Origin of the sequence: Bacillus licheniformis DSM 13 = ATCC 14580 (genome assembly GCF_000011645.1) — a bacterium.
Taxonomy (GTDB): Bacteria; Bacillota; Bacilli; order Bacillales; family Bacillaceae; genus Bacillus; species Bacillus licheniformis.
In genome coordinates this window covers 3,697,759-3,711,081 of sequence record NC_006270.3, presented here as the reverse complement: position 1 = coordinate 3,711,081, position 13,323 = coordinate 3,697,759, and the positions used below count along the sequence as shown (strand labels likewise).

The following is a 13,323-nucleotide window of genomic DNA, read 5'->3' as shown; positions in this document are numbered from 1 at the left end:
TCACTCCTGACAAATTAATCTTGATACGCTTTTTCGCCGTGCAGCGTAAGATCGAGGCCCAATGATTCTTCATCCTCTGAGGCACGGAGTTTAAAAAAGATACTGACTATCTTAATAATAGCGTATGTGACGATTGCGACAAACAAATATGTTGCAGCAATCGCAATCAGCTGTTTCCAAAGGAGACTGATGTCTCCGTAAAAAAGCCCGTTGGCACCGTCTGCGTTGACAGATGTCGTCGCGAACAAACCTGTCGCGATTCCGCCCCATGTCCCGCCGAGCCCGTGAAGTCCGAAGGCATCGAGCGCATCATCGTACCCGAATTTTTTCTTGAGCGAAAACACCCCCCAGAAACAGACGATTCCTCCGATAAGCCCGATCCATACAGATGAGAATGGCGTGACAAAACCTGCGCCAGGCGTAATCGCGACGAGTCCCGCAATCGCTCCCGAGACGGCGCCGAGCATCGTCGGCTTCTTATTAATCAGCCATTCTGCCAAAATCCAGCCGATCAGCCCCGCGGCCGCAGCCGTATTCGTGTTGATAAAAGCGGTCATGGCGACTTCATCGATCGTCAGCGCGCTTCCGACATTGAAACCGAACCATCCGAACCAGATCAAAGTCGCCCCGAGCAGGGTCAGAAGGAGGTTGTGAGGGGCGGTGTCGCTCATATTTTTCCGCTTGCCGAGAACAATCGCAACGACCAGACCGGCTACCCCGGAAGAAATGTGAACGACGTTTCCGCCGGCAAAATCAATAGCTCCCAGCTCGTCAAGCCAGCCTCCGCCCCATACCCAGTGGGCGACAGGCGAATAAACGAAAACCGCCCAGAGCACCGAGAAAAGAATAAAGGCCGGAAAGCGCATGCGCTCCGCAAAGCTTCCGGAAATAATCGCAGTCGTCAGGACGGCAAATGTCAATTGGAACATCATATAAAGCGTATGCGGGATCGTCTCCGAATAATCGGCATTGGGTTCAAAACCGACACCGTGCAGTCCGATCCAATCCAAACCCCCGATCAATGGGTTTCCGGGAGCGAAAGCGAGTGAATAGCCGAACAAAATCCATATGATAGAAACGATGGCAATTGAAGATAAACTGTGCATAACGGTGCTGAGCACATTTTTGCTCCTTACAAGGCCTCCGTAAAATAAAGCGATGCCCGGCGTCATCAGCCACACGAGCAAAGCGCAAAAGAACATAAATACTGTATCCCCCATCTGCATGTTTCATTCCTCCGTAGTCATTTAGATTGAGAGCAGATCTCTGTTTCTTTCATTATAGTGACAAAAGGGAGATATCATGATGAACATGTCAGATTTCCTTACATGGTTTTTGGGGAGAAAAGCGGACAGGGAGAGGCTGAAATATCCGACAGAAGGGGGATTAAGCGGTTTTTTCAACCTCAACTGCAACGATTCGATGTCCGTCCATTTCTTTTACTTTAAAACGGTATCCTTCACTTTCGATCGTCGTTCCGGGCTTGCTCTCAATATTCTGCGTCAGCATCCAGCCGCCGATTGTATCAATCTCCTCATCTGATAAATGAATTCCAAGCAGGTCGTTTACGTCGCTGACCAGTACTTTCGCGTTTAGGATGTAATGGTCATCTTCGAGTTTCTGAACAGCAGATACTTCTTCAGTATCGAATTCATCGCGAATGTCGCCGACGATTTCCTCGACAATATCCTCAACCGTCACAAGACCCGATGTTCCGCCATACTCATCTACGAGAATCGCCATATGTGTATGCTCTTTCTGCATTTTGACGAACAGCTGGTAGACGGGAATCGTTTCAATCACATGGATAACCGGATGGATATATGGCTTTAGCGATTTTGTTTCTAAAGAAAATTCCCCTGCAAGCTCCGCCAGCAGCAGTTCTTTTATATTGATCATTCCGGTGATGTGATCTTTGTCTTCCTCCATGACGGGGAAGCGGGTGTGCTTCGTTTCTTTGATAAGCTGCTTCGCTTTTTTTAAACTGTCGTCAAGAGATAAGACGGTCATTTCATTGCGCGGCACCATAATTTCTTTTGCCGTACGTTCGTCGAATTTAAAAATATTGTTTACATATTTCAATTCATTTTGGTTAATCTCCCCGCTTCGATAGCTTTCAGATAAAAGCGTTCGCAGTTCTTCCTCCGAATAGGCCAATTCGTGTTCACCGGTCGGCTTCAGGCCGAACAGACTTGTGATCATGCGGGCTGAATGATTGAGCAGCCATATAAAAGGAAACATGATTCTATAAAACCAGATCATCGGCTGTGCAAAAAGCAGCGTAACGGTCTCCGCTTTTTGAATGGCGATCGTTTTTGGCGCCAGCTCTCCGACGACAACATTGAGATAAGTAACTGATAAAAAAGCGGCCAAAAATGAAAGAATATGTGTAATCGACTCGTTCAAGCCGATTTTTGAGAAAAGGGGATGCAGCAAGGTCTGCATCGTCGGTTCACCAAGCCAGCCCAAGCCCAATGCCGTCACGGTGATTCCAAGCTGGCAGGCTGACAAGTATTCGTCAAGGTGCGAGGTCACTTCTTTTGCGGCAAGAGCGCCCTTTTTTTTCTGAATGATCAATTGGTCGATCTTTGTCCGCCTTACTTTGACGATGGCGAATTCGACCGCGACGAAAAAGCCCGTAAATGCGATTAATCCTGCTACTGCAATCAGCTTCAATAACTCCAATGCCCCGCCTTCTCAGTAAAGAAGGCGCCACCTCCTTTTCTATGAAAAACTCATACTAGCTTCATACCACGTGCCGCAGCGCGGCAAACATCATGTTTATTTACGCGGAGGGCGGGCAAAGAAATATAAAACGAGTGGGCCGGAAGAGGAGGAGACAAGTATGAGAGTTTTTCAGGGAGAGGGCTGGACATGGTATCAGCTTGGCCCTCACGAAAAAACAACAGCACAAGGGCTGATCCAGCCCGATCATTGGCCGGAATGCCGAAACTGGTTTCAAGGCGTTCCCTCGGCCAACATCAATTGCCTTGATATCAATGCTGCCGTTCAAGGCAAGGAAGCGATCTACGGTTCATATATTTACGACCAGGAAGCGGAAGTTCAACAAAACCGGACAGCATTTCATTTTTACTTAACGAAAGACTATTTTTTCACAATGAATTTAGATATCTCGCAATTTGAAGAGGCAAACAGAAGGCCGATCGATCAACACTTAAAGCGATGCAAAGACGCCCCTGAAGTGTTCCTGGTCCTGCTGGGCGAACTGATGAGAATGTATTTGAAGGAACTTGAGCACTTTGAAGTTCACCTTGGAAAAGTAAGGTGGGGATTTCATCATGACAACAATAAAAGCATCATTGAACTGATTCATAAGCGGCGTCACGAACTCCTGGTCATAAGAAGTTTAATTTTATCGATGAAAAAGGTTGCAATGGGCCTTAAAGAAACTTTTTTAACCAAATCGTTTGACGAAATCGAACAGCGCAGGACGTTTTACGAAATCGACAGAGGCATGTCATTGATCAAAGAGTATGCGAATGAAATCAATTATTTGCTTCATTCCGAGGAAGTGGTGACATCCCACAGAGGCAATGAAATTTTTAAAGCGCTGACGATTTTTACGACGATCTTTACGCCGATGACGGCTTTCGGCGCCCTGTGGGGAATGAACTTCGAAGTCATGCCTGAACTCTCTTTAAAGTACGGCTATTTATTTTCGCTTATTTTAATCGCCGTTTCGACCGCCCTTGTGTATTGGTATTTGAAAAAGAAAGGCTGGACCGGCGATTTATTGAGGGATAAAAAACGATATATGAAAAGGAAGGGCTCTTTTAAATAGGTTTAAGCCCGCGGTATATCGGAAAAGCACATAATAACCCCATCATAAAGGAGGAATTCCGAATGAAACTGAAGGACATCATGACAACCAATGCTGAATGCTGCGAGCCTTCTGCCCCGATTGCGGAAATTGCCGGTAAGATGCGTGATTACAATGTAGGTTCAATTCCGGTCTGCGAGAACGGAAAATTGACGGGGATCGTTTCAGACCGGGATATTGTTATCAGATGTGTAGCTGAAAATGAAACAGATGCGGCTGCTCGGGATATCATGAGCACACAGATGGTGACAGGGCGCCCGGATATGTCTGCTGAAGAGGCTGGTGATCTGATGGCGGAACACCAAATTCGCAGGCTGCCGATTGTTGAAGATGACCGTCTTGTCGGAATCGTTGCTTTGGGGGATCTCTCCGTCTCACATGCGGATGAGAAAGCGGGAGAAGCTTTAAGCGAAATTTCAAAACCGGCTTAAACAGGTTGAAGGAAGAGCGTTTTTAGCTCTTCCTTTTTTATGTTTCTTCACTTTCCCACTTTTTCAGCGGCCAAAATAAGACGTGCTGCCTTTTTGCATAATGAAGAAGGGGCGCGGTGTCTGGGAGTGTGAGATCGTTTGCGCTTGTGAGCGGATCCGGAAAAATATCAGCTTCAGCCTGCTGCAGCTGCCACTCTGAATGGTGGATATCTTCATAATAGAGCTCGTTTTTATGCGTGGTGTACAAACGGTACCTTTCAGCAAGCCAGTATTCAAGCGTTCCTTTATCAGCTGAGAAAGGCTCCGAAACCGGTTGATATTCTGCATAAAACTCTGCTTGTGAACGTTTTCTCCTGCTTGTCAGCTGAAAGCGGTCTTTATGTTGTGCAAAGCGCATCCCGGCGTAAAAATAAGGCAAGTGGAACATTGAGCGCGCGCCGGCGACGGCCAAGCGCGAAGCGGCGTCAAGACTGAAAAAATAAATGCCCGGGACGCCTTTATATGCTACATATGTCCGGACATTCAGCTCGGGAAATCTGCTGATGAAAGGAAAGGGCGGCAAAAAACGGGGACGCATATTTGTCAGCAGAAAAGGCAAGATACCGATCCACGCTTTTCCGTTGAATGTCTCCAATTCCAAGGCCGCCGGTATTTGTCCGCGAATGGCTTCAGGATCGACAGCCCAATGGGCAAATAATACATGATTCCATGTTTGCGTCATCATCCACGGTCCTTCAGGCAGTGGAAAAGGGCGGTGAGAAGTATTTTTTATCATAGAACAGCTCTCCTTTGGTTCGAATTTTGACCTGTTTTAAGCACATCCCGAACCTGTTGTACGGTTTTATGATTTCCCTTTTCGGCTAAATCAAAAACGAGGATACAAAAAACGGAGGAGTGATCTGATTTGTTCAAGCATACGAAAGTGCTGCAGTACCCTGCCAAACCTGAAAGACCCGACCCTGTCTTCGCAAAGAAAATGCAGGAGATACTCGGCGGCCAGTACGGAGAAATATCTGTGGCGATGCAATACCTTTTTCAAGGGTGGAATACGCGGGGAAATGAAAAGTATAAAGATTTGCTGATGGATACGGCGGCAGAAGAAATCGGACACGTCGAAATGATTGCGACGATGATTGCACGGCTGCTTGAAGACGCTCCGGTTTACGAGCAGGAAAAAGCAGCAGACGATCCTGTCATCGGCGCCATTATGGGCGGAATGAACCCTCATCACGCAATCGTTTCAGGTCTGGGGGCCATGCCTGAAAACAGCACCGGCGTTCCTTGGAATGCAGGCTATATTGTAGCGAGCGGCAACCTTCTGGCCGACCTGCGCGCAAATGTCAACGCTGAATCGCAAGGCAGACTGCAAGTCGCACGGCTGTACGAAATGACGGATGACAAAGGCGTACAAGATATGCTCGGTTTTCTTTTGGCAAGAGATACGATGCACCAAAACCAGTGGATTGCCGCGATCAAAGAGCTGGAAGAAAAAGAAGGCGTCATCGTGCCCGGTACCGTTCCGCCAGAATATGAAAAAGAAGAAGTTTCGCACTCTTTATACAATTTTTCGGATGGAGAAGAAAGCGCACAGTTTGAGTGGCTGATAGGGAAGGCGCCGGACGGAGCGGAATTTCACTATGAGAGCGGCCCTGTCGCATATGGAGAAAAACCGGTCTTGAAGCCCGCTCCAAAACGAAGCCACAATACACCTGACTATGGAGAATAAAAAGAGCCGAACGGCTCTTTTTTTATTTTTTAAAATGACAAAACACTTCGTAAATATTAAAATAAGTGACAGATTTGCAGATTTTTTTATTGTCAGGTAAGCTTACTATAAAAACAACAGTAAGGAGTTATATCATGAGTAAAGTACTTATTTTTGGCCACAAAAATCCGGATACGGATACGATTTGTTCAGCGATTGCATATGCCGAATTAAAAAAGGAGCTCGGCATGGACGCAGAGCCTGTCCGCCTCGGCGAAATCAACGGCGAAACCGAATACGCGCTTAAGAAATTCAATGCAGAAGTACCCCGCCTTGTGAACACTGTCGCGAATGAAACAGACAGCGTGATTTTGGTTGACCATAATGAGCGCCAGCAGAGCGTCGATGACTTGGATCAGGTTCGCGTGCTTGAAGTCATCGACCACCACCGGATCGCCAACTTTGAAACGAGCGACCCTCTGTATTACCGCGCAGAGCCTGTAGGCTGCACGGCAACGATCTTAAACAAGCTCTATAAAGAAAACGGCGTTGAAATTAAAAAAGATATTGCGGGGCTGATGCTGTCGGCGATCATCTCAGATTCCCTCTTATTCAAATCCCCGACATGCACGGAAGAAGATGTCAAAGCTGCAAAAGAATTGGCTGCGATTGCCGGCGTTGATGCTGACAGCTATGGACTAGATATGCTGAAAGCCGGAGCTGATTTGAGCGCAAAGACGATTCCTCAGCTTCTTTCTCTGGACGCAAAAGAGTTTACGATGGGAAGCCATAAAGTAGAGATCGCGCAGGTTAACACTGTCGACACAAACGACGTTCTCTCCCGCAAAGAGGAAGTTGACGCAGAACTTGCAAAAGCGGTATCTGAAAAAGGGTTGGATTTATTTGTGTTTGTCGTAACTGACATTTTAACAAACGACTCGGTTGTCGTCGCTTCAGGACAAGCTGCACAAGCAGTGGAAAAAGCGTTCAATGTCACATTGGCAGACAACACAGCGACACTGAAAGGCGTTGTATCGCGCAAAAAACAAATTGTTCCGCCGTTAACCGAAGCCTTAAAAGGTTAAGGAAATAAAAAAACACCCGAATCTCATGATTCGGGTGTTTTCTTATACCGTTCTGGATACCGCTTTCCGCAATTTCCGCAAGATCGATTCATAGAGTGAAATGATCCGTTCAAAAAGCGGCTGCACATACGTGGAGAATCTAAACATAACAAGTGATACGAATAAAGCGACCAAAATGCTGCCCAATACGTCAACAGGGTAGTGGTGTCCGACCCAAATACGGGAAAAGCCCGTCAATAACCCGAAAGCAATCAGGCAGCTTCCAATTTTCCGATGATAAAGCCAAAAAGCGATCGAAATGGCTAACGCCCCGGTTGTATGATCGCTGGGAAATGAGGCGTCGGCAGCATGGTGAATCAATACGTCCACATGATGAGCGACAAATGGCCTCGGCTCATAGTAAACCAATGACAGCAAATAATTTGCCGCCAATCCGAAAATACCCGTCACACCGGCCTGAAGAACGGTTATTTTATAAGAACGGTTTCCGAATATCCAGATCAAAAGCAAAATGAGCGCATACATATAAATCGCTTTTTCTGTAATCAAAATCATGGCGCCATCCAGGATGTCGTTGTGGTTTGCTAATTGATGAATGCGTGTAAAAAGCCAATAGTTCAAAAAATCACCTTTTTAATAGAGTAGTAATTTTTGGGCAGACAGTTAGGAGACGTATTTCATTTTGCAAAAGTTTCATTAAATAACAGATCGAGCTGTATCAGCCTGCATGAAAAGAGCCGGGCGTTCCCGGCCCGGCGAGGTTGAACGGCTTATTCAGCCATTGATATATCCCGCTTCTCCTTTGCGGATGCAGGTTTTTGGCTCCATGTATACAGAAACAGGTTGATGAGCACGAAAACGCCTGAGAATAAATAAATGTTTGAAAAACCGGCTTGTGCCACAACCAACCCGAAAACATAGGATCCGACTGCGATGCCGGTATCAAACAGCGTAAAATAAGTCGCTGTTGCATAGCCGCTCCGGTGAGGCGGCGAAGACTGGATCGCCAAGGTCTGAAGGCACGGTGTGATAGATCCGTAGCCGATGCCGATGACAGCTCCGGATAGCAAAAGCATCGCACTGCTGTTTGTAAAAGCAAGCAGGAAAAGCCCGGCGCAAAAAATGATAATGGACGGATAAATGACGACTCCCGGGCCGACTTTATCATACAGTTTTCCCGTAAACGGCCGCGTGATCATCATTGTCACCGCGAACACCATAAAGAAATAGCTGCTTGCTTCAATAAGGCCGAGGGATTTGGCATAAACAGAGATGAAGGAAATCACGCTTGAATAACAAAACGACACGAACAAGCCGACCGTTGCAATCCGAATCGCGCCCTTTTCAAACATGTTGGAAAATGACAGCCTGAACACAGCTGAACGGATGTCGTTTCCTTTAGGAATCCGCACCAGTGCCGTACAGAGGATGGCTACAGTGACGATTCCTGAAAATAAAATAAACAGATCGGAAAAACTCATTTTATCCAGCAGGTTCAAGGCGATAAACGGGCCGATGACAACCGCCAAATTCATCGACATAGCAAAATAGCCCAGCCCTTCCCCGCGGCGGGCCGGCGGAATTAAATCGGCTGCAATTGCACTCGTCACCGTGGTGATGATGCTGAACCAAATGCCTTGGAAAAAGCGAATGCCAAGCAGCAGGTAGATATCGTGAATGAAGATATAAAGAAATGATGCCAAAGTAAACAGCACGACGCTGATGAGTGCCATTCTCTTTTTGCCAAAACGCTCAATAACAGCTCCCGAAAACGGCCTTGCAAAAATCGCGGACAGCATGAAGCCGCTGATCAAAAGGCCGCCCTCTGACTCGGAGCCGCCGAGCTCCTGCATCGCATAGACCGGAAGCACGGTCAATAGTGCGTAAAAATAGACGAATATAAACAAATTAATCAAAACGACCATGATAAAATCCCTGGTCCAAATGGGTTCAGCTTGCTTCATAGGCTACAACTCCTCCTGGTGTCCTTCTAACAATTGACTTAACAGCCTTTGGAATATTTTTTTATCCCGTTCTTCAAATACGGAAAGCATTTCCTCTTCAAATTCTTTCATTTTTAATTGAATGTCATCATATTTAATTTTGGCTTCTTCTGTCATCTTGACGACTTTTTCCCGTTTGTCATCGCCCTGTATCCGTTCGACCCAGCCGTTTTTTTCGAGGCGGCTGACGGTTCTTGTCACAGTCGGCGCTTCGACGTGCAAATAAGTCCATATGTCTTTCTGCGTCATCGGTCCGTAGGTGTGAAGACAATATAGGATCGACCACTGTGAACCGTAAAGGCCGTACGCTTCGAGCTGTTCATTCGTTTTTTTAGCAACCATCCGAGTGCTTTGATTGAGCTGGTGAATAATCTTTCGATTGATATGTTCCATTCCCGGACTCCTTCAAAATAGTTACCTAGGTAAATAATAAACTTTATTCATTTTACCGGAAGTCAAGATTAGTGTAAAGTTAAAATTTTTGAAGCCCGAAATAAAATTATAAGAGAAACCCCTTGTCCTCCTTGAGTTTTTAGCATAATCCCATTTAAATGCTAATACACTGATACAAACCTAACAAAGAGAGTGTTTGAGGTGAGGGATCGTGGGAGTATTTCAAAATTCTACTTGGAAAAGCATAAAACGAAGAAGCTGCGCAAATAGCGAATTTTTTCACAAGACGGATCTCATTTCACACTTCTCACATCCATTTTAGGGAGGTCGAGTGGTGTGCACGATTACATCAAAGAGCGAACAATCAAGATAGGGAAGTACATCGTGGAGACGAAAAAAACGGTTCGTGTGATAGCGAAGGAGTTTGGTGTTTCCAAAAGTACCGTTCACAAGGATTTGACAGAAAGGCTGCCTGAAATTAATCCTGACCTGGCCAATGAAGTAAAAGAAATTCTTGATTATCATAAATCAATCAGACATTTGCGGGGCGGAGAAGCAACAAAACTAAAATACAAGAAAGAGGAAATCTTTGAAAGAGAACCCGTGCAATAAGGAATAATGGCTCAGAAACGAGCAGCGTTTATCAGAATTTCCCGGTATCCTCCGTAAAAAGCCACAAAAATTTTATGAAGAACTTTAATAAGCTCTCTTTTTTTTCTAATATTTATGATAAAATATATAATTAGGGCAGAATGTGGACATTGCTGTGAAACAGATTTCGAGGAGGATATAGATAGATGTTTGCAAGGGATATTGGTATTGACCTTGGTACAGCGAATGTGCTGATCCATGTCAAAGGAAAAGGTATTGTCTTAAATGAACCATCAGTCGTTGCTCTTGACAAAAACAATGGGAAAGTGCTCGCTGTCGGTGAAGAAGCAAGGAGAATGGTAGGACGTACACCTGGGAATATTGTTGCGATACGTCCATTAAAAGACGGCGTCATTGCCGATTTTGAAGTAACAGAAGCCATGCTGAAGCATTTCATTAACAAGCTGAATGTAAAAGGTCTTTTCTCAAAGCCGCGCATGCTGATTTGCTGCCCGACAAATATTACTTCTGTGGAGCAGAAGGCCATTAGAGAAGCTGCCGAAAAAAGCGGCGGAAAGCATGTATATTTGGAGGAAGAACCTAAGGTGGCCGCAATCGGAGCGGGAATGGATATTTTCCAGCCAAGCGGAAACATGGTAGTTGATATCGGCGGTGGAACGACAGATATCGCAGTCATCTCAATGGGCGATATTGTCACCGCCTCTTCTATTAAAATGGCTGGGGACAAGTTTGATCTTGAAATCTTGAACTACATCAAACGCGAGTACAAGCTGCTCATAGGCGAACGGACAGCCGAAGATATTAAGATTAAAGTCGCAACTGTTTTCCCAGACGCACGTCACGAGGAAATTTCCATCCGCGGCCGCGACATGGTCACAGGATTGCCGAGAACCATTACGGTAACGAGCAAAGAGGTGGAGGAAGCGCTGCGCGAATCTGTATCTGTCATTGTACAGGCTGCCAAGCAGGTGCTCGAAAGAACGCCGCCTGAGCTGTCAGCCGACATTATCGACAGAGGCGTTATCATTACAGGAGGCGGCGCATTGTTAAACGGTCTTGACCAGCTTCTTGCCGAAGAGCTGAAAGTGCCTGTTCTCGTTGCTGAAAATCCGATGGATTGTGTGGCAGTCGGTACGGGTGTCATGCTTGATAACATGGACAAGCTTCCCAAGCGCAAACTGAGCTGATCAGAAGCCTCATTCTTTTTGAGAATGAGGTTTTTTTATGTGAAATGCTTTAAAGGAGCTGAACGGCTGCCGATAAAAAGAGTAGTATGTTTGAATACCATTATAGAACAAACGTTCTGTATTAGCAAATATAAATTGCAAGCATTTCGCAAAAGAGGTTTTTTCGATAGGAAACTCTGGAGCATGACACTTATTTTGAGGTGAAATGATGTTAAAAGGACTTTATACAGCAACTTCAGCAATGATCACCCAGCAGCGCCGCACAGAGATGCTGACGAATAATATCGCGAATGCAAATACGCCGGGATATAAAGAAGACCAAGGATCAATACGTTCTTTCCCGGAAATGCTTTTGAGCCGGATTGAGTCTGATTCTTTCAAAGCCGGCAGCGCTTCGCGTTCGTTTTCAACACAGACGCCAATCGGTTCAATCAATACAGGGGTTTATATGCAGGAACTGAAGCCTCAATTTTCTCAAGGCGATCTGCAAAGCACGAATGAGCCGACAGATATTGCAATCAGCGAAGCCGAAGTTCCGGTCAACGGCGAAACAAACGATAAAGCGGCGCTTTTCTACGCGGTCCGGCTTGAAAATGGGGATGTACGCTATTCAAGAAGCAGCCGTTTTTCTTTAAATGAAAATAATCAATTGACAATAAACGGCCGACTCGTCCTTTCAACGGAAAACCGGCCGATCACGGTGGGAAGCGAGAATTTTCAAGTCGCTGAGGACGGAACGGTGACTGAAAACGGCCAAAATCTGGGGAGGATCGATGTCAGAATCGCGCTCGATACGAGAAATTTAGCAAGAGAAGGCGATGATCTGTATCGTACTGAAAACGGTGAGGCGCTGCCAAGCGCAGTCGGCAATCCTGAAGTCACTTATTCTGTCAAGCAGGGGATGACCGAACGGTCGAATGTCGACGTGACGAGAGCCTATACGGAAATGACCGCTGCCTACCGCTCGTTTGAAGCCAACCAAAAAGTTCTTCAGGCTTATGATAAAAGCATGGAAAAGGCGGCCAATGAGATTGGAAGGATCGGATAAATGACCGATCGCGATCAGCGTAAATGGAGGATGTGGAAAAACGATGCTTAGATCCATGATCACGGCTTCAAACACAATGTTTGAACTGCAAAAACAAATTGATAATATCAGCCATAATCTTGCAAATACCGATACAACGGGATATAAGGCGAAAAACACGAGCTTTTCGGAGCTGATCAGGCAGCAGATTGAACAGGTAAACGAGAAAAATAATGAAGTAGCTGCAAGCAGAAAGACGCCGCCAGGACTTCGCCTCGGCGTCGGAGCCGTCATGACCGACCGGCTGACGCATAAGCAGGGAAGCCTTAAGGAGACGGGCCGCGATCTTGATATTGCACTGACTTCTCCTTATCAGTACTTCCAGGTCAATGTCGGCGGGGAAGTGCAATATACAAGAGACGGGGCATTTTACCTTACGCCTGCGGCGGGGAACGCCAACCAGATGCAGCTTGTGACGAAAGAAGGACATGCCGTCCTTGATGAAAACGGAAATGCCATCCGCTTCAACCAGCGCTATAAACACATCAAAGTCGATGAATCGGGAAGTGTCACCGTTTCGTCAGACAATCAGGGAGAAGCGCCACTGCGTTTTAACCTGGGGATCGTCCGGGCTGTCAAACCTCAGGCTCTAACAGAAGAAGGAAGCAACCTTTTTTCTGTCAGCGATGAATTGAGAGCAACGGCTCTTATCAACCTGAACGGAGCCGGGCGGCAGGACATTTCTCTAAAACAGGGATTCCTTGAATCATCAAATGTCGACGTATCGAAGGAAATGACCGATCTGATCTCTTCGCAGAGGTCATATCAAATGAATTCCCGCGCCATCACGATGGGCGATCAAATGATGGGGCTGATCAATTCAGTACGTTAGCACAGCAAAACAGGAGCCGGCCAAACGACGTTTGGTTCAGGCTCTTTTTATTTTCACTTTCATCGTTTTAAACCGGTTGTGCCTCATCTTTTGTTGAAAAAGATTCCGTTTCATAATATACTTCCAGATGTACAGAATAAGGCACTG

General features: G+C 46.1%; 14 protein-coding genes. 8 read left to right on the top strand and 6 right to left on the bottom strand.

What is annotated here, in order from left to right:
* Nucleotides 1–14: 14 nt before the first annotated feature.
* Both TRNA_RS40610 and TRNA_RS40605 read right to left on the bottom strand, forming a co-directional pair.
* On the bottom strand, nt 15–1,226 hold the full coding sequence (locus TRNA_RS40610) for an ammonium transporter (RefSeq protein ID WP_003185933.1): 1,212 nt from the start codon (nt 1,224–1,226) through the stop codon (nt 15–17).
* A gap of 160 nt (nt 1,227–1,386) precedes the next feature.
* Nucleotides 1,387–2,685, bottom strand: coding sequence for a hemolysin family protein (locus TRNA_RS40605; RefSeq protein WP_003185931.1), 1,299 nt, complete (start codon nt 2,683–2,685; stop codon nt 1,387–1,389).
* A 160-nt stretch (nt 2,686–2,845) separates the two neighbouring features.
* Between TRNA_RS40605 and TRNA_RS40600 the strand changes: the two genes are divergently transcribed.
* Both TRNA_RS40600 and TRNA_RS40595 read left to right on the top strand, forming a co-directional pair.
* A complete protein-coding gene (locus tag TRNA_RS40600; protein ID WP_003185929.1) occupies nt 2,846–3,802 on the top strand; it encodes a magnesium transporter CorA family protein in 957 nt (318 codons plus the stop codon).
* A 62-nt stretch (nt 3,803–3,864) separates the two neighbouring features.
* Complete coding sequence (locus TRNA_RS40595; protein WP_003185927.1) at nt 3,865–4,272, top strand: CBS domain-containing protein; 408 nt, start codon at nt 3,865–3,867, stop codon at nt 4,270–4,272.
* Between the two features lie 37 nt (nt 4,273–4,309).
* Here TRNA_RS40595 and TRNA_RS40590 read toward each other — a convergent pair whose 3' ends face one another.
* Entirely contained in the window at nt 4,310–5,047 is a 738-nt protein-coding gene (locus TRNA_RS40590) for a YqjF family protein (protein ID WP_011198379.1), read from the bottom strand.
* A 129-nt stretch (nt 5,048–5,176) separates the two neighbouring features.
* On the opposite strand from TRNA_RS40590, the gene TRNA_RS40585 reads away from it, so the two are divergent.
* Complete coding sequence (locus TRNA_RS40585) at nt 5,177–5,998, top strand: manganese catalase family protein (RefSeq protein WP_003185922.1); 822 nt, start codon at nt 5,177–5,179, stop codon at nt 5,996–5,998.
* 134 nt (nt 5,999–6,132) lie between these two features.
* The gene (locus tag TRNA_RS40580) at nt 6,133–7,062 is read left to right on the top strand and encodes a manganese-dependent inorganic pyrophosphatase (protein ID WP_003185920.1); all 930 of its coding nucleotides are present in this window, start codon (nt 6,133–6,135) and stop codon (nt 7,060–7,062) included.
* Nucleotides 7,063–7,104: 42 nt separating this feature from the next.
* On the opposite strand, the gene TRNA_RS40575 is transcribed toward TRNA_RS40580, so the two are convergent.
* The 3 genes from TRNA_RS40575 to TRNA_RS40565 form a co-directional block, all read right to left on the bottom strand.
* Nucleotides 7,105–7,683: an undecaprenyl-diphosphatase gene (locus tag TRNA_RS40575; protein ID WP_003185918.1), complete on the bottom strand. Its 579-nt coding sequence runs from the start codon at nt 7,681–7,683 to the stop codon at nt 7,105–7,107.
* A 149-nt stretch (nt 7,684–7,832) separates the two neighbouring features.
* Nucleotides 7,833–9,026 (bottom strand): MFS transporter, encoded by a 1,194-nt coding sequence (locus TRNA_RS40570; protein ID WP_003185916.1) that lies wholly within the window; start codon nt 9,024–9,026, stop codon nt 7,833–7,835.
* 3 nt (nt 9,027–9,029) lie between these two features.
* Nucleotides 9,030–9,458, bottom strand: a complete 429-nt coding sequence (locus tag TRNA_RS40565) for a MarR family winged helix-turn-helix transcriptional regulator (RefSeq protein WP_003185914.1) — start codon at nt 9,456–9,458, stop codon at nt 9,030–9,032.
* Nucleotides 9,459–9,794: 336 nt separating this feature from the next.
* On the opposite strand from TRNA_RS40565, the gene spoIIID reads away from it, so the two are divergent.
* From spoIIID to TRNA_RS40545, 4 genes are all read left to right on the top strand, one after another.
* Nucleotides 9,795–10,070 (top strand): sporulation transcriptional regulator SpoIIID, encoded by a 276-nt coding sequence (gene spoIIID / locus TRNA_RS40560; RefSeq protein WP_003185911.1) that lies wholly within the window; start codon nt 9,795–9,797, stop codon nt 10,068–10,070.
* 185 nt (nt 10,071–10,255) lie between these two features.
* Nucleotides 10,256–11,257 carry a cell shape-determining protein Mbl gene (gene mbl, locus TRNA_RS40555; RefSeq protein WP_003185909.1) on the top strand — a complete coding sequence of 334 codons (1,002 nt, stop codon included), beginning with the start codon at nt 10,256–10,258 and terminating at the stop codon, nt 11,255–11,257.
* A gap of 208 nt (nt 11,258–11,465) precedes the next feature.
* A complete protein-coding gene (locus TRNA_RS40550; protein WP_003185907.1) occupies nt 11,466–12,305 on the top strand; it encodes a flagellar hook-basal body protein in 840 nt (279 codons plus the stop codon).
* Nucleotides 12,306–12,348: 43 nt separating this feature from the next.
* Complete coding sequence (locus tag TRNA_RS40545; protein WP_003185904.1) at nt 12,349–13,176, top strand: flagellar hook-basal body protein; 828 nt, start codon at nt 12,349–12,351, stop codon at nt 13,174–13,176.
* Nucleotides 13,177–13,323: the final 147 nt, after the last annotated feature.